The 21,872-nt window shown below is 45.4% G+C and carries 19 protein-coding genes; 12 read left to right on the forward strand and 7 right to left on the reverse strand.

Going from position 1 to position 21,872, the window contains the following annotated elements:
- Position 1 precedes the first annotated feature (1 nt).
- The 5 genes from IGI82_RS01525 (at position 2) to ftsY (ending at position 8,413) form a co-directional block, all read left to right on the forward strand.
- Positions 2-1,789, forward strand: coding sequence for an oligopeptide ABC transporter substrate-binding protein (locus tag IGI82_RS01525; RefSeq protein ID WP_016611487.1), 1,788 nt, complete (start codon positions 2-4; stop codon positions 1,787-1,789).
- A 212-nt stretch (positions 1,790-2,001) separates the two neighbouring features.
- On the forward strand, positions 2,002-2,694 hold the full coding sequence (rnc, locus tag IGI82_RS01530) for a ribonuclease III (RefSeq protein ID WP_005227136.1): 693 nt from the start codon (positions 2,002-2,004) through the stop codon (positions 2,692-2,694).
- Positions 2,695-2,709: 15 nt separating this feature from the next.
- A complete protein-coding gene (smc, locus tag IGI82_RS01535) occupies positions 2,710-6,288 on the forward strand; it encodes a chromosome segregation protein SMC (protein WP_375819137.1) in 3,579 nt (1,192 codons plus the stop codon).
- A gap of 12 nt (positions 6,289-6,300) precedes the next feature.
- Positions 6,301-7,119 carry a Cof-type HAD-IIB family hydrolase gene (locus IGI82_RS01540; protein WP_005227138.1) on the forward strand — a complete coding sequence of 273 codons (819 nt, stop codon included), beginning with the start codon at positions 6,301-6,303 and terminating at the stop codon, positions 7,117-7,119.
- 1 nt (position 7,120) lies between these two features.
- Complete coding sequence (ftsY, locus tag IGI82_RS01545; protein WP_438841727.1) at positions 7,121-8,413, forward strand: signal recognition particle-docking protein FtsY; 1,293 nt, start codon at positions 7,121-7,123, stop codon at positions 8,411-8,413.
- 281 nt (positions 8,414-8,694) lie between these two features.
- On the opposite strand, the gene IGI82_RS01550 is transcribed toward ftsY, so the two are convergent.
- Complete coding sequence (locus tag IGI82_RS01550; RefSeq protein ID WP_005227140.1) at positions 8,695-9,063, reverse strand: BlaI/MecI/CopY family transcriptional regulator; 369 nt, start codon at positions 9,061-9,063, stop codon at positions 8,695-8,697.
- A gap of 246 nt (positions 9,064-9,309) precedes the next feature.
- On the opposite strand from IGI82_RS01550, the gene gshAB reads away from it, so the two are divergent.
- Positions 9,310-11,574 carry a bifunctional glutamate--cysteine ligase GshA/glutathione synthetase GshB gene (gene gshAB, locus IGI82_RS01555; RefSeq protein ID WP_375819133.1) on the forward strand — a complete coding sequence of 755 codons (2,265 nt, stop codon included), beginning with the start codon at positions 9,310-9,312 and terminating at the stop codon, positions 11,572-11,574.
- Between the two features lie 70 nt (positions 11,575-11,644).
- Here gshAB and IGI82_RS01560 read toward each other — a convergent pair whose 3' ends face one another.
- Complete coding sequence (locus IGI82_RS01560) at positions 11,645-12,064, reverse strand: hypothetical protein (RefSeq protein WP_005227142.1); 420 nt, start codon at positions 12,062-12,064, stop codon at positions 11,645-11,647.
- 14 nt (positions 12,065-12,078) lie between these two features.
- Positions 12,079-12,531 (reverse strand): YueI family protein, encoded by a 453-nt coding sequence (locus tag IGI82_RS01565; protein ID WP_005227143.1) that lies wholly within the window; start codon positions 12,529-12,531, stop codon positions 12,079-12,081.
- A 107-nt stretch (positions 12,532-12,638) separates the two neighbouring features.
- Here IGI82_RS01565 and IGI82_RS01570 point away from each other — a divergent pair, with 107 nt between their 5' ends.
- From IGI82_RS01570 to IGI82_RS01595, 6 genes are all read left to right on the forward strand, one after another.
- Positions 12,639-13,208 (forward strand): GNAT family N-acetyltransferase, encoded by a 570-nt coding sequence (locus tag IGI82_RS01570; RefSeq protein WP_438841728.1) that lies wholly within the window; start codon positions 12,639-12,641, stop codon positions 13,206-13,208.
- Positions 13,209-13,223: 15 nt separating this feature from the next.
- Positions 13,224-13,601: an iron-sulfur cluster biosynthesis family protein gene (locus IGI82_RS01575; RefSeq protein ID WP_438841729.1), complete on the forward strand. Its 378-nt coding sequence runs from the start codon at positions 13,224-13,226 to the stop codon at positions 13,599-13,601.
- A gap of 1 nt (position 13,602) precedes the next feature.
- On the forward strand, positions 13,603-14,496 hold the full coding sequence (locus tag IGI82_RS01580) for a metallophosphoesterase (protein ID WP_115231610.1): 894 nt from the start codon (positions 13,603-13,605) through the stop codon (positions 14,494-14,496).
- 85 nt (positions 14,497-14,581) lie between these two features.
- Entirely contained in the window at positions 14,582-14,803 is a 222-nt protein-coding gene (locus IGI82_RS01585; RefSeq protein ID WP_005227147.1) for a DUF2829 domain-containing protein, read from the forward strand.
- Entirely contained in the window at positions 14,800-15,549 is a 750-nt protein-coding gene (locus tag IGI82_RS01590) for a 3-oxoacyl-ACP reductase (RefSeq protein WP_438841730.1), read from the forward strand. The genes IGI82_RS01585 and IGI82_RS01590 overlap by 4 nt, the downstream gene beginning before the upstream one ends.
- A 30-nt stretch (positions 15,550-15,579) precedes the next feature.
- Positions 15,580-16,146 carry a nucleotidyltransferase family protein gene (locus tag IGI82_RS01595; RefSeq protein WP_115231611.1) on the forward strand — a complete coding sequence of 189 codons (567 nt, stop codon included), beginning with the start codon at positions 15,580-15,582 and terminating at the stop codon, positions 16,144-16,146.
- A gap of 91 nt (positions 16,147-16,237) precedes the next feature.
- Here IGI82_RS01595 and IGI82_RS01600 read toward each other — a convergent pair whose 3' ends face one another.
- The 4 genes from IGI82_RS01600 to acnA all read right to left on the reverse strand — a co-directional run bounded on the left by IGI82_RS01600 (position 16,238) and on the right by acnA (position 21,781).
- Positions 16,238-16,777, reverse strand: coding sequence for a biotin transporter BioY (locus tag IGI82_RS01600; RefSeq protein WP_271771341.1), 540 nt, complete (start codon positions 16,775-16,777; stop codon positions 16,238-16,240).
- A gap of 105 nt (positions 16,778-16,882) precedes the next feature.
- Positions 16,883-17,737, reverse strand: coding sequence for a helix-turn-helix domain-containing protein (locus tag IGI82_RS01605; protein WP_115231613.1), 855 nt, complete (start codon positions 17,735-17,737; stop codon positions 16,883-16,885).
- A 104-nt stretch (positions 17,738-17,841) separates the two neighbouring features.
- Positions 17,842-19,092 carry an NADP-dependent isocitrate dehydrogenase gene (gene icd / locus IGI82_RS01610; RefSeq protein ID WP_271771332.1) on the reverse strand — a complete coding sequence of 417 codons (1,251 nt, stop codon included), beginning with the start codon at positions 19,090-19,092 and terminating at the stop codon, positions 17,842-17,844.
- Positions 19,085-21,781 (reverse strand): aconitate hydratase AcnA, encoded by a 2,697-nt coding sequence (gene acnA / locus IGI82_RS01615; RefSeq protein ID WP_015508827.1) that lies wholly within the window; start codon positions 21,779-21,781, stop codon positions 19,085-19,087. Before acnA ends, icd begins: the two co-directional genes overlap by 8 nt.
- Positions 21,782-21,872 lie beyond the last annotated feature (91 nt).

Below are 21,872 nucleotides of genomic sequence, written 5' to 3' on the forward strand. Positions count from 1 at the left end.
GATGAAGAAAAATATTTTTGGTATGGTCACTCTTTTGTCAGTGTTAGCATTGGCAGCTTGTGGCAGCAACGGCGGCGGAACCGATTCTTCTGGTGGCGGCAGCAATGCAGCAAACGATACGGAAGATGTAAGCAACTTCCCAATCGAAGTTAGCAATGATGCAGAGGCAATCGAAGGTGGTACTTTGGATGTTGCAGTAGTGATGGATACGCAATTCCAAGGGTTGTTCCAAACAGAATTTTATCAAGATAACTATGATGCACAATTTATGTTGCCAAGTAATGAAAGTTTATTCGTCAATGACGCTGATTTCAAAATTGTTGACGGCGGGGCTGCAAACCTTGAGCTAGATGAAGACAACAACGCAGCAACAATTACTTTACGCGACAACCTGAAATGGTCTGATGGCGAAGATGTTACGGCAGATGATATCATCTTCACTTACGAAGTAATTGGTAACAAAGATTATACTGGTATTCGTTATGATAGTAACTTTACTAACATTGTTGGTATGGAAGATTACCATGATGGTAAAGCTGATACTATTTCTGGTATCACCAAAGAAAGTGACAAAGTCGTTAAAATTCAATACAAAGAAGTTCACCCTGGTATGATGCAAGCAGGTGGTGGTATTTGGGCTTCAGCATTACCAAAACACGCCTTTGAAGGAATCGAAGTCAAAGATATGGAATCAAGCGATCAAGTTCGTAAAAATCCAATCGTCTTCGGACCTTATGTAATGTCAAATATCGTAGCTGGTGAATCCGTAGAGTACGTTCCAAACGAATACTATTATGGAGATAAGCCAAAACTAGATAAATTATCATTTAAAGCAGTTCCAACTTCATCTATTGTTGAAGCGATGAACGCAAAACAATATGATATGGCTTTATCAATGCCGACAGATACGTATCCTACTTATAAAGATACTGACGGTTATCAAATCTTAGGCCGAACAGATACTGCTTACACTTATTTAGGTTTCAAATTAGGTAAATGGAATGCCGATGAAGGAAAAGTTGAATACAATCCTGATTCAAAAATGGCTGACAAGTCATTGCGTCAAGCAATGGGTTATGCATTAGATAATGATGCTGTCGGAAGCCGTTTCTACAATGGCTTGCGTACAAATGCAACGACATTGATCCCACCAGTATTTGGCTCATTACACAATACAGATGTTGAAGGTTATACTTTAAACATCGACAAAGCAAATCAATTACTTGATGATGCTGGCTACAAAGATGTCGATGGCGACGGTATGCGTGAAGACAAAAATGGTGAGAAATTAACCATTAACTTTGCTTCAATGTCAGGTGGCGAAACAGCACAACCATTAGCAGATTACTACATCCAACAATGGAATGAAATCGGACTTGATGTACAATACACAACAGGTCGCTTGATCGACTTCCAAGCATTCTATGACAAATTGGAAAATGATGATCCTGAGATTGATGTTTACCAAGGTGCATGGAATACTGGTTATGACCCATCACCAATGGGCTTGTATGGACCTAACTCTGCGTTCAACTACACTCGTTTTGAATCAGAAGAAAATACGAAATTGCTAGAAGCAATCGATTCAAAAGATTCGTTTGACGAAGCAAAACGTAAAGAAGCATTTGATGCATGGCAAGAATATGCTGCTGATGAAGCGTTTGTTATCCCAACACTTTACCGTAGTGCGGTGTTACCTGTATCAAATCGCGTCAAAGACTTCACATGGGCTTATGATGTGAATTACAATCCTTGGGCAACAATTTCAGTTACAGCTGAATCTCGTTAATCAATGATCGATGAAAAGACGTCCTTTCCAGGACGTCTTTTTTTCTGTTTTTTTGCGGGTATCTGAGGAAAACAGGCTTTTTTATACAGGAGAAGATTAAGTAAATAAAATTTTATTACAGTCTTTCCAAGAATTTGGAGGAAACATTTCATAATTCGGCAAAAACCAGTATAATAGGGAAGTGTCGATAAACTAATGAAGGAATGTGACAAATGAATACACAATTAACGAAAGAACTAAAAGAAAAGTTTGATATTGTGTTCCATGATGTAGATCTGCTTGAACAAGCGTTTACGCATTCATCTTATGTGAATGAGCACCGCAACTTGCACTTGTCAGATAACGAACGTTTAGAGTTTTTGGGCGATGCTGTCTTAGAGTTGATCGTTTCACGGTATTTGTATCGTGAATTGCCAGATCTGCCCGAAGGTAAGCTGACGAAGCTACGGGCGGCAATCGTTCGCGAAGACAGTTTATCCATGTTTGCCAAAGATTGCCGATTCGATGAATACATTCGTCTAGGCAAAGGGGAAGAAAACTCTGGCGGTCGTAAACGACCTTCTTTGCTTTGTGATCTATTTGAAGCCTTTTTAGGTGCGTTATACTTGGACCAAGGACTGGAAAGTGTCAGCGGCTTTTTGACGAAAGTTGTTTTTCCAAAAGTAAAAGCAGGTGCTTTTTCCCATGAGATGGATCACAAGACCCGCTTGCAAGAAGTCTTGCAGCGTGGCGGCGATGTTTCCATCAATTATCGTTTGATCAAAGAAGCAGGCCCCGCCCATGAACGGATTTTTTGGACGGAAGTCTATTGCGATGATACCTTGATCGGAAAAGGACAAGGAAAATCGAAGAAATTATCAGAACAGGACGCCGCTGCGAATGCCTTGGCGGATCTTGAACAGTAAGAGAGGACTGGCGGAGTGTATTTAAAACGAATAGAGATTGCCGGCTTTAAATCCTTTGCCGACCGCACAGTCATTGATTTCGAACATCGAGTGACTGCAGTCGTCGGACCAAATGGCAGCGGCAAGAGCAATATTACCGAAGCGATTCGTTGGGTTTTAGGAGAACAATCTGCCAAAAATCTACGTGGTGGCAAAATGCCTGATGTTATTTTTGCAGGTTCTGACACCCGCAGAGCGCTAAATATAGCGGAAGTGACGATCGTTTTAGACAATAGCGATCATTACTTGCCGATGGATTACAGTGAGATCAGCGTGACTCGCCGCTTGAGAAGAACCGGCGAAAGCGACTTTTTCTTAAATAAACAAGCTTGCCGCTTAAAGGATATCCAAGAGCTGTTTATGGACTCTGGGTTGGGGAAAGAATCATTTTCGATCATTTCCCAAGGCAAGGTAGAAGCAATTTTCAGCAGCAAACCAGAAGACCGTCGTGGGATTTTTGAAGAAGCGGCGGGGGTATTGAAATACAAACAGCGGAAAAAGAAAGCCGAGCAAAAATTGTTTGAAACTGAAGACAATTTAAGCCGTCTACAAGATATCATTTATGAACTAGAAGATCAGTTGGTGCCTCTGGCAGCCCAAAGTGAAGCAGCCAACCGCTTTTTAGCGTTAAAAGAAAAATTGACGACGGTCGATGTGGCCTATGCGGTCTTAGAGATCACGAAAGCAAAAGAAGCGTGGGAGACAGCCAAAGCTCAACTGAGTACCTTTAACCAAGAACTGGCGCAGATTTCCGAAAAGATCAACCAAGGGGAACTGTCGCTACATTCTTTGCGGCAACAACGTACTGCTTTTGATGAAACGTTGGAGCGTTTGAATCAGCAGCTTTTAGAGGTCACCGAAGGACTGAAGCAAGCCGAAGGGCAAAAAGAAGTCTTGGATGAACGTTCAAAGCATACGCAAAAAAGTTCTGCCGAATACCAAGAAACTTTAGAGGAAGTCACAGAGCGGGTCACACTTTTAAATGAAGAAAAAACGGAACTGATCGGCTTGCTTTCACAAAAGAATCGTAGTGTGCAGGAAGTTGAAGCAGCGATGCTGGCGTGTCAGCAAGAGCAAGAAAAGTACCAACGTTCAGCAAAAGAAATCATTGAAGAGTTGCGTAGCCAATATGTTGAAGCCATGCAGGAGCAGGCAACGATTGGAAACGAATTGAAATACTTGGAGCGTCAATACCAACAAGAAGCCGCGAAAAATCAAACGGCGCTAAGCAAGCAGACGCAAATGAATACGTCGTTGAAAGAAAAGACGACGGAAGCGCAAATCGTGGAAGAGCAGCTGACGCAGGCTAAAGCGATTTTAGAAGAACAACGCAAGCAATACATCCATCTTCAAGAAAAAGCTCAGACCAACAAAAAACGCTTTGATGAAGAACAAAAGAAAATGTATCAGTTAATGAGTCAAGTGCAGCAGGTACGAGCGAAACAGCGTAGTCTGCAAGACATTCAAGAAAATTATAGCGGCTTTTATCAAGGCGTTCGCTTGATTTTGAAAAACAAACAGCGGATCAGCGGTATCGTTGGCGCAGTAGCGGAGTTGATCGATGTGCCGCAAGACTATACCGTGGCGATCGAGACCGCATTAGGCGCCGCTGCACAGCATGTCGTCGTTGAAAATGAGCGGGATGCGCGAGCAGCCATCACGTATTTGAAAGAAAATCGCGGGGGGCGTGCAACCTTCCTACCGCTGACGACCATCAAAGCCCGTCATTTGCCAGATTATGCCCGCAATCAAGCCAAGCAAGTGTCTGGATTTATCGGCGTTGCCAGCGAATTGGTCCAGTCGCCCGAACACGTCCAAACGATTACGGATAACTTGTTAGGCAGTATCTTGATTGCCGAAGACTTGCAAAGTGCCAATGCGTTAGCACGGGCATTGAACTATAGCTATCGGGTCGTTTCCTTAGAAGGGGATGTCATGAATGCTGGCGGTTCCATGACGGGTGGCGCAACGAAGAAAAATGCCGGTAGTTTGTTTAGCCAAAGCAACGAGCTGCAACAATTGACGGCACAAGCGGCGCAACTGGATGAGCGGCTTTTAAAAACGGAAAAGCAAGTCCAGCATTTTGAAGCAGCGACCAAAGAAGCACAAGCAGCATTAGAAGAATTGCGGACGCAAGGAGAACAGGCTCGCATGACGGAGCATGAGCTGCAAAGCCGCTTACAAAATCTTGAGAATGACCTGAGCCGCTTGAAGCAAGAGCAGCAAGTGTTTGATTTTGAACATCGCGAAGTGCAAGCCTTCTTTGAGGAATATGATGAGAAGAAGACGAGCTTGGAAGAACAGCAAAAGAATATTGCAGCGCAATTGGCGAAAATCGACCAAGATATTCATCAAATGAATGCCGAAGAAGACTTGATCGAGGAAAAACGCCAAACCTTAGCACAAGAAAGTGCGCGCTTGCAGGCAGCTTTCGCAGTTCAAAAAGAACAAGTGGCGCATTTGCAGCAAAAAATTGCCGCTACGAATCAAGCATTAGAAGAAAACGAAGCGCGTCAACTCTCCTTAGAACGGCAGTTAGCTGCCTTGACAAGCAACGTCAGCGATCATGAGTTTTCAGAAGAAAGCATTCTTCAGCGAATTGAAGCCTTCACAAAAACCAAGCAGCAGGTAACAGCGGAATTGACGGTGATTCGTGAACAACGTCAAGTCGTTCAACAAGAAATCGGCGCATTAGACGAAGCCCTGAGTGCTGAAAACTTAACGCAAAAAGAAAAGCTGTCAGAAAAAACCGAAGTTGAGATCGAAAAAAATCGCGCAGAATTGGTGATGGATAATCGTTTGTTGTATTTACAAGAAGAATACAATCTCACCTTTGAAAAGGCAGCGCAAGATTTCCCTGAAATTGAGGATGCAGAACAAGCCAAAGTCGACATTCAGGAACTAAAACAAGCGATCGAGCAAATTGGTCCAGTCAATTTAAATGCGATCGAACAATATGAGCAAGTCAATCAACGGCATTTGTTCTTGACGAGTCAGCGAGACGATCTGCTGTCGGCTAAAGCACAGCTGTTTGATACGATGTCTGAAATGGATGAAGAAGTCAAAACCCGTTTCGGCGAAGTCTTCGATGCGATCCGTTTGCAATTCAAACAAGTATTTCCTAATATGTTTGGCGGCGGTCATGCGGAATTAGTCTTAACAGATCCGAAAGATTTATTGAACACTGGGATCGAGATCGAAGCCCAACCACCGGGCAAGAAATTGCAAAACCTCAGCTTGCTATCAGGGGGCGAACGGGCACTGACTGCGATTGCGTTATTGTTTTCCATTATTCAAGTTCGTCCAGTACCGTTTTGTGTGCTTGACGAAGTGGAAGCAGCATTGGATGAAGCCAATGTCTCTCGTTTCGGTCATTACTTGAGTGCTTTCCAAAATGATACACAGTTTATCGTCGTAACTCACCGTAAAGGAACGATGGAGGCAGCAGATGTGTTGTATGGTGTGACCATGCAAGAATCTGGAGTGTCGAAGACCGTGTCCGTGCGCTTAGAAGAAGTGCGTGAAGGCGGTAGTTTTGCAGCAGATCAAGCATAGAGGAGGAATGATATGATTAAACTGATTGCGATCGATTTAGACGGAACGTTATTGAATGACAAAAAAGAAGTGACTCCTCGCAACAAAGAGGTACTTGCTCGTGCCAAAGCACAAGGCGTAAAAATCGTCATTTGTACGGGACGTCCATTACGGGCGATCCGTCCGTACTTAGAAGAATTATCGCTGAAAGAACCCGGCGACTATAGTATCACCTTTAACGGCGGTTTGGTTCAAAAAAATGAGACTGGCGAGATTATTGAAAAAGCAGCGATGCAGCTGGCAGATATCCATGAATTGGTTTCAGTAGCGGAAGACTTGAATTTGCCTCTAGACGTGGTATCCGAAGAGATCGTCTTGAGTTTACCCACTTCAGCAGCGCATCCATCGATTTATGGCTCGTTAAATCCTTTATTGGATTGTCGTCCTTTTGCCGTAGCTGATCTTGATGAATCGATGCTCTATAATAAAGCGGTGATCGCCTACCATCAGGAAGTCTTGGATCCTAAGATCCCTGAGATTTCCTCAGAGATCCGCGAGAAATATGAAATCATCAAAAGCCGGAATAACCTGTTGGAATTTATGCCTAAAGGAATCACCAAAGCTTATGGTATCAGCCTATTGGCGCAAGATTTAGGGATCAAGCAAGAAGAAGTGATGGCGATCGGTGATGAAGAAAATGACTTGCCGATGATTCGCTATGCAGGGATTGGCGTAGCGATGGCCAATGCCGTGCCAATCATTAAAGAAGCGGCTGACGTGGTCACCGTTTCAAACCAAGAAGACGGTGTGGCAGCAGTGATTGAAGAATATGTCTTAAAAGGAGGTGCGTAAGATGGGATTTTTTGACAAAATCAAAAAAGCGCTGATTGGAGAAACCAAAGAGGTAGAGCAAGAAGCCGACAAACCAGTCGTTGATGCTGACTCACCAGAGGCACAGCGTTCAGAAGAAAGCCAGCCAGCACAAACTCCTGCTGAACAAGGCGCTTCAGAACCAGTGGCACCTGCAGAAGCCGCCGACTCCAGTGATTTGGAGGCAGAGCAAGAAACTGCTGAAGTGTCCCCGCAGCAAGAAGCAACGACAGCGAATAAAGTAGAAGAAGCACCAAGTGTTCCAGTTGAAGTGGCTAAGGATACACCATCAGAGGAAACCCCAGCTTCTGAACCAATCCTTCAACCAGCGCCAGAAACAGAAAGTGTGCAGGATAAATACACCAAAGGATTGACGAAATCACGGAAAACCTTTGGACAACGGATGAACGAATTGTTTGCCAACTTCCGTACGGTGGACGAAGACTTCTTCGAAGAAGTGGAAGAAACGCTGATCGGCGCAGACGTCGGCTTTGATGCGGCGATGAAGATCGCGGATGCATTGAGACAAGAAGTCAAACTACGTAATGTGAAGAAAACGGCAGATGTTCAAAATGTCATCATCGAAAAATTGGTTGACCTATATGGGGAAGCAGGTGTCGGTGAAGTCAACGAGTTGAATATGCAGTCAGGGTTGACCGTCATTTTATTTGTTGGCGTGAACGGTGTTGGAAAAACCACCAGTATCGGGAAATTAGCCCACCAATTCAAAGCCGAAGGCAAGAAAGTCTTATTGGCTGCAGCGGATACTTTCCGTGCCGGTGCCATCGATCAATTAGTGGTCTGGGGTGAACGGGCTGGTGTTGAAGTCGTTCGTGGCAATGCGGGAGGCGATCCAGCAGCAGTCGTGTTTGATGCGATGGAGCGCGCAAAACGAGAAAATGCTGACGTTTTATTAGTAGATACAGCGGGTCGTTTGCAAAACAAAGTCAATTTGATGAACGAACTAGAAAAAATCAAACGGATCATTCAACGAGTCGACCCAACGGCCCCTCATGAAGTCCTGCTCGTGTTGGATGCAACAACAGGTCAAAACGCGATGAATCAAGCAAAACAATTTAAAGAAACGACGGATGTTTCTGGTCTCGTCTTAACCAAACTTGATGGAACAGCCAAAGGGGGGATCGTCTTGGCGATCCGTAACGAGCTGCGGCTGCCCGTCAAATTAGTGGGACTCGGAGAAGGCATCAATGATTTAGAACCATTTGATCCAAATGAATTTGTCGTTGGCTTATTCAAAGGCTTGATCAAAGAATAAAAAAACAGAGCCCTGTGTTAGGTGATACACCTACACATGGCTCTCCTTTATTGTTGCTTTTGTGAGATCAAAGGGAAGAGAAAACGGGTCGTCGTCTCTTTCCACGAGCTTGACTTGTGACGTAAAGCTGAGAACACTTGGCGTGGCAAATGTGGGTACAGCGATGCACGACTTTGCCAAAAATCAGGAAAAGCAGTTTGAAGACTTCGTTTTCTTCTGCACTGTCTAAAAACTTTGGGAAGTATCAGGCAGAATACAACGAGTTCAACGGTAGGGAAAGATTATTTCTTAAGTTCCCCTTGGCGCTCAGTGATCATTTTTTCCAAGTTGTTCAATGTATCGATATCTTTATTGGTTTCGATAAAGTTCGTAATCAAATTCAATAAAGATTGATCAGACAATTCTGCTGCTAAGAAGTCTTCTTGGGTCACATTCGGAGAATACAACCGAGTCAAAACAGTACCGCTGTAGCCGATATCCGCTACTTTCAATAAGTCGTGGTTTTTTAGTTTACGTACGACTGCTTGAATGGTATTCTTGCTTAGATCTTGCTGTTGGACAGCAATGTCATTTGCAGAAAGAGGTTTGTCTGAATTCCAAAAGATATTCATGATTTGACGTTCGCGTTTGGTAAGATTAAGTGGCTTCATTCACTATTCTTCCTTTCAAAAAAGAGTAATATGGACATAATAATTTACTGTTCTATAAGCAGTATACTTTATTTTGAAGGTAAATATCAAATTTATTCAAGTATTTTATAAATTCTTGGTAATTTTAGTAAGAGATATTACAAGTGAGGAGCAAATTTCTGCATTTTTCACCAGTTTTCACTATAATAGATGGAAAGAAATAGCATTTGAGAAAAAATTTAGTAGAAGAACATAGAGGGCAGTCGAATGAAAATAAAAACATTGTTATCACATAAAGAGCTTTTTCCCTATTTATTGAAAGGACGCTACGGGATTGAGCGTGAAGCGCAGCGGGTGCGGATCGATGGGACGTTTGCAGGTACCGATCATCCTAAAACGTTAGGCAATCGACGCTTCCATCCGTATATCCAAACGGATTTTTCCGAAAACCAACTGGAACTGATTACGCCCGTTGCTGATTCCGTGGATGAATTGTTCCGTTTTTTAGGGGCTATTCATGATGTGGCGTATCGTTCGATGTCAGCAGAAGAAATGCTCTGGCCATTGAGTATGCCACCGGCTTTACCAGAAAAAGAAGAAGACATCGTCATTGCTAAATTAGACCAATTTGAAGATGTGCTCTACCGCCGCTATTTAGCCAAAACATATGGTCGCCGCAAGCAAATGGTCAGTGGGATTCATTTCAATTTCGAATTTGCGGAAGACTTTTTGCAGCAGCTGTATGCTTTGTCTGAAACGAAGGAAAGCTTCCAGACGTTTAAAACGGCACTTTATTTGAAAGTAACTCGCAATTATTTGCACTATCGCTGGTTTTTGACGTATTTCTTTGGGGCGACTCCTGCTTCAGAAGCCAATTATTTTACGACAGAAAACGGACCGCAAGAACCAGTCCGTAGTATTCGCAATAGCCGCTATGGGTACACGAATCACGAAGACGTCAAGGTATCTTACGCTTCGTTAGAGACCTATCTTGCAGATATTGCCAAATTAGTGGAGACGGGAAAGCTTTCAGAAGAAAAAGAATTTTATGCGCCAGTGCGTCTACGTGGGGGAAAACGGGTCGCAGATTTAGCCTCAGCGGGTATCCGTTATATTGAGTTAAGAAATATTGACATCGATCCCTTTGCCCGCTATGGGATTTCCAAAGAGCAAGTCGCATTCTTGCATTTCTTCTTATTGTTTTTAAGTACAAAAGAAGAAGGCAGCGATGCGGATGCGTGGATCGAAGAGGGCAATCAGAAAAATGATCAGGTCGCATTAGAACATCCGCTTGCACCTTTGACTTATCAGCAAGAAGCGCAAGCGCTGATTACTGAAATGATGGACTTTGCCCAAGCCCTTGAGCTGCCGCATCCACCATTTTTGGATCAGCTTTCAGAAATGCTGGCTGAACCAGAAAGAACCTTCGCGGGACGTCTTTTCTCAGCAAGTCAAGCAACCAGTCAAGCCCAGACAGCAACAGTGCTGGGACAAAAGTATCATCAAGCTGCTTGGGAAAAACCGTATCAATTAGCTGGCTTTCGAGCAATGGAATTGTCGACCCAGATTCTCTTGTTCGATGCGATCCAAAAAGGAATCGAAGTGACGGTACTGGATGAAACGGATCAATTCTTGAAATTAGCCGTGAAAGACCACATCGAATATGTTAAAAATGCCAATATGACCAGTAAGGATCAGTACATCGTCCCATTGATCATGGCGAATAAAACGGTCACTAAAAAAATCTTAGCCGAAAATGGTTTTCATGTACCAAGTGGCGCTGAGTTCGCTTCGGCAGAAGAAGCGATCGCGTTTTATCCTCAGATTGCCCACAGCGGGTTTGTGGTAAAACCGAAAACCACCAACTATGGGATCGGTATCTCGATTTTCAAAGAAGGTGCCTCTTTAGCGGATTATCAAGCGGCGGTCGCCATTGCCTTTGCGGAAGATGATTCGATCCTCGTTGAGACTTTTTTGTCAGGGACGGAATATCGGTTCTTCGTGATCGATGGGCGAGTCGATGCGATTTTACTACGTATCCCTGCCAATGTCGTGGGTGACGGCAAGCGCACGATCACGGAACTCGTCGCAGAGAAAAATCTTGATCCATTGCGCGGCACCCATCATCGGACCCCATTAGAACTGATCCAATTAGGGGAACTGGAACAACTGATGTTAAAAGAGCAAGGGTATCAAGTGGATTCAGTACCCGAAGAGGGGCAGATCGTTTATTTGCGAGAAAACTCGAATATCAGTACTGGCGGTGATTCTATCGATGTGACGGATGACTTCAACGATGATTACAAACAAGTAGCAGTCGATGCGGTAGCCGCATTACAAGCATCTATCAGCGGAATCGATCTGATTATTCCAGATAAAACCAAGCCAGCCAATGAACCGGGGGCTTATGGAATCATTGAAGCCAATTTCAACCCAGCGATGCATATGCACGTTTATCCATACAGCGGGAAAGGCCGACGCTTAACTATGTCTGTTTTACGCCTGTTGTTCCCTGAAGTTTTCGAGAGCTGATGGAAGTACAAAAAGCAAAGAACTGCACACTTTGGAAGGAGAGTTCCTTTCAAAGTGTGCAGTTTTTTTATTAGGATTCAAAAGCAGCGATTTCAATCGTTTGTTTTGTTTCTTCCACCTTGAGACCCGTTCGGGCTTCCCACCATTGTTTCATTTCTTTTTCATACGTGGTAGGAAAACGTTGGATCAAGGTCAATAACGGTACACCTTGAATCGAGGCGTAGGGAAAGTTTAAAACCAGATTGTACTTCAGTTCCGACAGGAGGCTATAATATTGAAACATCATAAAGTTCATTTCATTCTTATCCTCCAGCAAGAGTACTTTCGGAGCGCGATCCAGCATAAAACCCAAGCTGCGCATCATGAACAATACGCCATCTAGATGGCTGGATTCGATCGTGGGTGCCGTTTTTAACAAATCGATATGCAGATCCAAAGCATCAAGCAGTTCTTTCTTTAATGAAAGGTAGGGCGGTGTTGATTGTTCCATGATAGTTCCTCCTTTTAATGGAAAAGACGTTTCCAAAATGACGTTTTCTCTGGTTGGTCCTGCTCTTTATCCGATGGAGCGGCAGCTGCAGGGAATTTTTTTTCGATATCGATGACGTCTTCATTGACGGCTTCTTTCCCAGCAATCAGCAAGCCGATACTGTCTGGACCAGCATCTTGGGCATCGGAGACGATCCGAAATTCCATCTGTTGTTTGGTCAGTAAAGTGATGTAATCGGTCTGGATCGATTCTGGCAATTTTCCGTTAAGCAGCACGAGCGCTCCTTGATAATCTGGTAAGGCGTTCAAGAGCGTTTTCTGGTTGTCCTTCTTCTTCATTTCTGTTACTGTCATACTAAGATAACACCGTTCACGAAACGTGCCTAAATACTTGCGCTGTTCATCTGGATTGACGCGAGGCGTCCCATACATTCCTGTATCAAGGCGTTTTTCTAATTCGTCTGACATTGAAGTATCCTCCTCAAAGCGTTTACTTATGCTTATTATAGCATATCCAGCAAATAGCAAAAGAGGGGTGCGATCGTGAGAGAGTATTGACAGAAAGTAGGGATCCTATGACAACAAAAGAACGACATTTGCTATTGTTAGCAGAAAATCAACGGTTGGAGACACCAAGGCTGCTCTTGCGCCCCGTTTCCTTGGCGGATGCAGCGGACATGTTTGCCTATGCAAATGATGAAGAAACGACGACCTTCGTCTTTGCTAGACATGGGTCGGTGGAAGAAACAAAACTGCGCATCGCCGAGTATTTTGTTGCTGCACCCTTAGGAAAATTTGCGATCGAAGAAAAAGACTCAGGAAAAATGATCGGGACCATCGATTTGCGGGTAGAATCAGAAAAAGAGATCGCTGAGCTCGGTTATACGTTAAGTCGCGATTATTGGGGGCAAGGGATTATGCCAGAAGCGGCAATGGCACTGCTGCATTTCGGCTTTGAAACACTCGAATTGATTCGAATTTTTGCTCGACATGATGCCCAAAATCCCAAGTCTGGACGGGTCATGGAGAAAATTGGGATGAAATTGGAAGCAACGATCCCAGCTGCCCGCAAATCGGGTGAAGAAATCATCGATGAAGTCACGCGCGGCATCACCCTTGAAGAATGGAAAAAACGTATCATGTAAAGGAGGGCTCTCGTCATGGAACTGAACATTGAGCCAGCAGCAATTGAAAAAATAACCCCTTATGTGCAGCCAGATGATCGTCTCTACTTGAATTTTGAAGACGGCGTTGGTCCGTTTCCTGCAACGGAGATCACCTGCCGTTTGGACATCCATTTTCGCCTGATCATCGTGCCGCAAAGCTATCCAGAAGAAGGATTGGCGATCTACGACACCCCTTTAACGACACCCTTAGGCACGATTTGGTTGAAGCAAGGGGCTCAGGTGTATTTAGAAGAACAGACTCGGATGCAGGTGGAACCGACCTATCAACGGTTGCAATTGGTGGGAAATAGCGGGATCTTAGCTAACGATGTTCAATTGTTACGGATCGAAAAGCAGACGGCGGGCCGCTGAGATGGGCACGCTGGCGGTTATTAGCGACTTGCACGTCGATATCAATCAATTACTCGATCCCCATCTGCAGCTGATCGCTGATTATTTGCAGCAAAATCAGGTGACCCATCTGCATCTGGCAGGAGATGTGGCGAATAAAAAACAACGGCTATTAGACGTGGTCGCATTTTTTCAAAATCGACAGGTGCCAACGACCTTTCACTGGGGCAATCATGAAATGGTGGACTTGACGGAACAAGAGATCGAGGCTTTCGATGATCCCGCCTTTCTTAATTTTCAGACGTATCGCTTATCAGAAAAAACACTGCTGTTGGGAATCAATGGCTGGTATGACTACCAATATTCTGATCTGACCAGTGAAGCTGAGATCTTGCGGCTGAAAAATTTGTTTTGGTATGACCGCATGATTCAACGAAAGGGATCGGATAAGGAGATCAGCCAAGCCATCAATGAGCGTTTAGCGGAAACATTGGCCCATTTGCCGCAAGACCAAGAAATTTTTCTTTCTACGCATTTTGTGCCCCAAGAAGCGTTTATTGTGCGGCAGACCGGCAAGTACGCCCGCTGGAACCACCTAAATGCGTTTTTGGGGTCGCCCGATTTTGGCGCAGTGATCGACCAGTACGCCAATGTGCGGGCAGTCGTCTTTGGGCATACCCATCGACGCTTTGAGAAAAAAGAACTTGCGGGAACCAGCTACTATTGCCGTCCCTTCGGCTACTATTATGAATGGCAGTTGACCCGACGCTTCGTTTTGGAAAATCACTTAGCAGAAGCATATTCTCCAACGAAAGTTCGGACGCTGCTGCGAAACCATCATGAGGCATTTGAGGACTATAAAACGGCGCATCTTTTAGAGGAATTGGCGCAAGCGATCACGCTGCTGCCGTATTAGCGCAGCAAACGAGTTCTGCTTGTTTTCGTAATTGATTTTCCAAGCAATTTAAACCATTAGAAGAAACACACAAAGGAGAAAAATCATGACATTTGAAGAAATCTTACCAGAATTAAAAGCCGGCAAAAAAATCATTCGTGAAGGTTGGGGCGGCTTTGAACTTTATGTGACATTCGTTGAAGGCGAAGTGTACGACAATGCCCCAGTCACCCCTTACTTTTTGATCAAAACAGCAGATGAGGGATTCTCGAGTTTCGCACCGACTGTTTGCGACATTCTTGCGGAAGATTGGAAAATCGTGGAATGACGGCAGCATGGATCGATGACAAAACGATTGTGTTTGTCACAGGGGCTGCTTCAGGCATCGGCAAAGCGCAAGCAGAGGCGTTTCTTGCAGAAGGCGCTCAAGTATTTGGTGTTGACTGCCAATCGTTTCCCGATTCGCTTTTAGCCCAGCCCCGCTTTTTCGGCACATGTTGTGACTTAGCGGTGAAAGAAAATTGTCTTGCAGCGGTCCAAGCTTGTGTGACGCACTTTGGCGGTATCACAGTCTTGTTAAATACAGCAGGAAAGCTTGACGGCTATCATACGATCGCTGAGACGACGTCAATGGAGTGGGAGGAGATATTTCGAACCAATGTCTCCAGCATGTTTTATTTAACGAAAGAAATTTTGCCGCTGATGCAAGCCAATGGCGGCGGAACGATCATCAATATGGCGTCGATCGCTGGAATGGTCGCAGGTGGGGGCGGGATCGCCTATACAACCGCAAAACACGCAATCGTCGGGTTTACCAAACAGTTGGCATTGGATGTTGCAGATCAAGGGATCTCGGTGAAGGGCATCGCGCCAGGTGCGATTCAAACGCCGATGAATGCGGCTGATTTTGCGGGTGACGGAAAAATGGCGCAATGGGTAGCAGAAGAGACGCCAGTCAAGCGTTGGGCGCAACCAGAAGAAGTTGCAGCACTGACCCTTTTTCTTGCCAGTCCGCAAGCTAGTTACTTGCAGGGGGCGATCGTGCCCATCGACGGTGGTTGGACCTTGAAATAACTAGCCTGAACCCATTAGAGGAGGACGCCAATGAAGGAACAAGCGATCCAGAACTTGTTTGCAAAAAATCGTGAATGTCGACAACTGCTTACGATCATTGAAGCGCTGCAGCTGTCGGATTGCTGGCTGTGTGCTGGGTACCTGCGGAATTATTTATGGGGGTTTCTCAGTGGAAAAATAGCGGAGGTGCCAATAACCGATATTGATGTCGTGTTTTATGATCCGACTGTAAGTATAGAAGAAACAGCAGCGATCGAAGCGCAACTGCGTCGTTCGTTTCCCGAATTTCCTTGGGAGGTTCGAAACCAAGCGTTGATGCACCAACATAATTTTGCCGAGGAGCCGCCTTATACAAGTACCTTCGATGCTTTAACGAAGTTTCCAGAGCGTTGTACAGCGGTAGCGGCACGAATGAATCAAGGCAAGCTTGAATTGATGGCGCCTTTTGGCTGGCAGGATATTTGCAGTTTTCGGGTGCGTCCAACACCGCATTTTGCCCAAAATGAACAGTATCTTGCGGTTTATCGACAACGCCAAGCGATGAAGCAGTGGCAGAAAAGTTGGCCGCAGCTCTCGATTGAAGAGGGGAAGAAATAAAAAAGAACACTCACGTGATGCGGCGATTTTCAAAAGTTAGACGAAAAAGCTAACTGATGGGAATCGCTGCATATGACGCGAGTGTTTTTTATTAACGTAAAGCCAATGGTTGCGCCAAGCGGTTTCTTAAAAAGATACCTAGATAAGCTGCGGCAACGGCTTTGATGATCCCAGGGATAATAAACAGAACAAAGCCACCGTTAAAGGCAGCCGGCCATGCCATGCCCGTGCTCCATTTCAGCCACAATGTACCAAACAACAAAGTTGCCAGCGCACCGACAATATTGCCGATCACTGCTCCTGTGTAGTGAAACGCTGTTTTTTCTACGATCAATCCAGTAAGCAATCCATTAAAGAGGAAGCCAACTAAATAGCCACCAGTTGGTCCTAACAAAACACCGATACCGCTGGAAAAACCAGCGAAAACGGGCAAACCGATCAATCCTAACAGCAAGTAGATGATGATCGCCATCGTTCCTGTTCGCGTGCCGAGGAAAGTCACCGCCAACCCGATCGCAAAGGTTTGTCCTGTCAATGGGATCAAACCTAATGGAATCGTCAGTTGGGAAAGACCAGCAATAATGATCGCAAATAAAGCGGCATGGATTTGTTCACGTAATGATAATTTCATCGAATCCTTCTCTCTAATAATAATTTCGTTAACCTGAAATTAATTTATTTGGTTAACGAAATTATAAACGGTGGTTTACCAAAAGTAAAGAAGAATCTTGTTTTTTTAGTGTCCTTTTTTAAAAAGGACAATCAAGTTCTTTGAGGAGAGGAAAGGGGCGATCTCTTCCAGCTCATCTGTTGAGAAGGGCAGTGCTTGAACGAGCCGGCAGATCGTTGCTTCTGTCAGAAACGGCAGCAGTTCTTCGATTTCATCATAAGCCAAGCGTTCTGCTGCGGCAACGTTTGGCTGTTCCAGGGCGGTCAGCAGGAGTTCATCCAGATACGGCGCAGGTAAAAAGGGCAGCAGTTCTTCAATCTCAGAAAAGCGGAAGTCAGGATTTTCAAGCCAGCCTTTGATTTCTCCCGCCAAAAAGTTGGAGGGTAAAAAGGGCGCCGCCTCTTCCCAAAAAGCCATGGAATAGTGCTTGCCTTTCAGGAGCTCTTCTACTTGGGGCTTTTTCAAAAACGGCAGGAGTTCTTCCAGTACCTCTTCTGGGATATTCTCGGCACCATTTAGCAGGTGCTGCAAGTCTGCGCTGGTCAAATGAGGTGCTAGCCTAGGCAATAAGTCTAAATCTAAAGAAGTTTCTTGAAACGGTTCTTCTTGAATCAACGCTGACAATTCTTGCGGTTTGATCAGCGGAGCTAGTTCGGCGATTTCTTCTGGCTGTGCGGTTCCTGCTTGATAATGTTGCACCGCAGCTGCTGGCTTCCCTAACAGCTCATCGATGGATAGGTCTAAAATCGCTGCTAGCTGCGGCAATTTTTCAATGTCCGGCAGTGAGTTGCCCCGCTCCCAATTACTGACCGCCTGATAGCTGACAAGTAACTGGTCGGCCAAGTTGCTTTGGGTCAGATTTTTTTCTTTGCGTTTGGCAGCGATCTGCTGACCGATTTTTCTCATGTTGAATTCACTCATAAATGAATTCCCCCTTTCATGCTCTAAGTATAGTTTCTCAAAAGGTGAAAACGCAATCAAGCTGTGATTGAGCAGGCAAATGCCGACTCAATCACAGCTTGAGTTTACGAATGGATCAACTGAAGGAGGTGTTCACCAAACGCTTGTGTCGTTAAACAGACCGCTTCTGGCATCAACTGCGCGAAGTCGGCAGTGACGTGTTGACTTTGCAAGGCTTGTTCAATGGCTTGTGTTAGGATTTGAGCTGCTGCTGGCCAGTTCAAATGTTCTAATAGCATGCACGCTGACAGCAGCAGCGAACAGGGATTGGCTTTGCCAAGTCCTGCGATATCCGGTGCTGTTCCGTGGGTAGCTTCAAAGATGGCTGCCCCAGTAGCGTAGTTGATATTGGCACCGGGGGCGATCCCGATGCCGCCGACTTGTGCAGCAAGTGCATCAGAAATGTAGTCGCCGTTCAAATTACAAGTGGCAATGACGTCGAATTTTTCTGGATACAAAAGGATCTGTTGTAAAAAGTTGTCTGCGATCACGTCGTTAACAACGATTTTCCCAGCCGCTTTTGCCGAGGCAAGGGCGGCTTCGGCTGCCTTTGAGCCGCTTTCTGCTTTGATTTTGTTGTATTGATTCATTGTAAAACACTGGTCGGCGTATGTGGTCTCTGCAAGCTGATAGCCCCAGTTTTTAAAGCCGCCTTCTGTAAATTTCATGATATTGCCTTTATGCACCAGTGTCACCGTGGGCCGCTTTTGAGCGATCGCATACTCAATGGCAGCAGCGATCAAGCGCTGACTGCCTTCTAAAGAGATCGGCTTGATGCCGATAGCGGCAGTTTTAGGAAAACGAATCGCCTTGACAGCAAAGTCTGCTTGCAATGTCTGGATCAGACGCTGCGTTGCGTCGTCGTCTTTGGCAAATTCGATACCAGCATAAACATCTTCAGTATTTTCTCGAAAGATCACCATATCGGTTTTTTCTGGCTGCTTTAAAGGCGAAGGGACCCCTGTAAAATAGCGAACAGGTCTGACACAGGCATAAAGATCCAGCGTTTGCCGCAAGGTGACATTCAAGGAGCGAAAGCCCTCGCCAATTGGGGTAGTCAACGGTCCTTTTAAGGCGTATTGTTGAGCCTTGATCGTATCGATGGTTGCTTGCGGCAGCCATTCCCCCGTCTGTTCAAAGGCGGCTTCTCCAGCTAAAACTTCCAGCCATTCGATGCGGCGTTGATTGTCATAGGCTTTATTTACAGCGGCATCAATCACAGGTTGCGCAGCCTGCCAAATCTCGGCACCGATGCCGTCTCCTGCAATGTAAGGAATGGTGATCGTCGTTACTTCATGGGTTGTTTGGTTAGGCATGGGCAGTTCCTCCTAATTCAGCTTTTTTTCGAATGACCATCGGTAAAATTCCTTGATGCTTCCAATAGCGAATATCTGCAGGGGCATCAAAGCGCAGGCGGGTCATAAAGGAGACAGTCCCTCCGTCAATCCGTTGCGCAGTGACTTCGATCAGCTGCTTGACCACTGGCTCTTCTGGCAAAGCGATCGAGAATGTTTCGCTGCCGTCCAAATCAAACGATGCGGCACTTTCACCAGCAAGATATTCAAGCGGAATGATCCCCATCATGACCAAGTTGCTGCGATGGATTCGTTCGAAGCTTTCTGCTAAGACGACTTTAACGCCTAACAATTGTGTTCCTTTGGCGGCCCAGTCGCGAGAAGAACCCATGCCATAATCTTTACCAGCTAAAATGATACAGCTTTGACCAGCTTTTTGGTAATTCATAGCTGCGTCAAATATCGACAGGGTTTCCCCAGTTGGAAAATAATGCGTGACACTGCCAGTACTGCCAGGCACTAGCTGGTTTTGCAGACGGATGTTGCCGAAAGTCCCCCGCATCATAATCTGATGATTGCCGCGTCGCGAACCAAAGGAGTTGAATTCACGATACGGAACTTCTTTTTCTTGTAAAAATTTTCCGGCTGCAGAATCCATACTGATGCTGCCAGCAGGAGAAATATGGTCAGTGGTGACGGAATCACCCAATTTTGCCAAGACTTTCAGATCAGCTAAGACATCTGGTTTAGGCAACTCTTTGGTCAATGTTTCAAAGTAGGGCGGATGAGCGATGTAAGTGGATTGCTCCTCCCATTCATAACATGCGCTCGTGGTGGTTTCGATCGCATTCCAGCGTTCATTGGCATCAAAAAGATGCTCATAGGCAGCGCGAAATGCTTCTGGTCCGACGTACTCTTGAACGTAAGCATTGACTTCTTCATTGCTAGGCCAAATATCAGACAAATACACCGGCTCGTCATTGACGATAGCTAACGGTTCTTTTGTGAGATCTTTGCGAATGCTGCCAGCGATGGCATAGGCAACAACTAATGGCGGTGAAGCCAAATAATTGGCTTTGATCTGTGGATGGATTCTTCCTTCAAAATTTCGATTGCCTGACAGAACCGATGCCACCAGTAGATTTTCTGCCTCAATTGCTTCAGCGACCTGCGCTTCTAAAGGACCTGAATTTCCGATACAGGTGGTACAACCGTAACCCACCAAATAAAAGCCGAGTTGCTCTAAATACGGCAGCAAACCACTGTTTTGCAAATAGGTGGTCACGATCTGGGAGCCAGGTGCAAGGGAGGTTTTGACCGTACGAGAGACGGTCAGACCTTTTTCAATGGCTTTTTTAGCCAATAAGCCTGCCGAGAGCATGACGAAGGGATTGCTAGTATTCGTACAGCTAGTGATCGCCGCCAAGACGATATCGCCGGTCACTAATTTGTCAGGTGCAGCATCTGGCCAGGTAACGCTGGCTGCTTTTTGCCATTCGTCCTCTGAAAGACCAAAGCCCTTGGGACCGACGGCAGCCGTGACCGATTGTTCAAAATCCTGACGGACTGCTGGAAGCAAAATCCGATCTTGCGGGCGCTTAGGGCCCGCTAATGCTGGCTGAACTTCTGCTAGATCGATGGTGATCGTCTTAGTATAGGTCGGCACGATCGTTTCATCATAAAAGAAATGGTTGGCTTTGGCGTAAGCGGCAACGAGTTCGATCAGCTCGCTGGAGCGACCGGTCGTTGCTAAGTAGTTCAAGGTCTCTTGATCAATCGGACAAAAACCGCAAGTCGCACCATATTCGGGAGCCATGTTTGCTAACGTTGCTCGATCAGCTAAACTTAAATGACGATAGCCAGGACCGAAGTATTCGACAAATTTTCCGACCACTTTTTCGATCCGCAGCACTTCAGTTACTTTTAGTGCTAAATCGGTGGCGGTGGTACCTGCAGGCATCTCGTTGATAAATTTCACCCCGATGACTTCAGGCGTAGGGAAGAAAGAAGGTTCGCCAAGAATCGCAGCTTCCGCTTCAATACCGCCAACCCCCCAACCGAGAACCCCCAAGCCGTTGATCATCGTGGTGTGAGAATCGGTTCCTTGCAATGTATCAGGAAACAGCAGTCGTTGATCTTCGTGTGTTTTTTGCAAGATCACATCAGACAACGATTCGATGTTGACTTGATGAATGATCCCTGTTTCAGGCGGAACGACTTCGAAATTGTCGAAAGAACCTTGCGCCCATTTCAAGAATTGATAGCGTTCTGCATTGCGTTCAAATTCCCGCTCCGTATTAAAAGCGATCGCCCCAGGAGTACCGGCTTGATCGACTTGCACAGAGTGGTCGACGACGAGTGTAACGGGGATCTCAGGATTGATGTCTTCTGCGGCACCGCCTAAAGCGACCATCGCATCCCGCATGGCAGCCAAATCAACGACTGCGGGTACCCCAGTAAAGTCTTGCAAAACGACCCGCTCTGGTTTGAATGGCACGACACCAGTAGGGGTTTCTGCCTGCCAGTTCGCTAAAAATGGTAAATAATCCTCTGTAATTTCCTCGTCTTGATGACGAGCAACACTTTCCAATAAAACTCGAATGGAGTAGGGCAAGCGAGATAAATCAGCCCCTAAGTCTTGGGTGATTTTCGCTAAGTCAATATACGTGTATTGCGTATCATTGACGGTGAGTTGAGATTGCCACTTCATAAGAATCCTCCTTTTTACGAAGATAAACGTACTTATTAGGAATAATTATACGTTGATAATTTAAAAAATCAATTAAATTTATGAAAAATAT

The organism is Enterococcus sp. AZ067, from assembly GCF_051715005.1.
GTDB classification, from domain to species: domain Bacteria; phylum Bacillota; class Bacilli; order Lactobacillales; family Enterococcaceae; genus Enterococcus_D; species Enterococcus_D casseliflavus.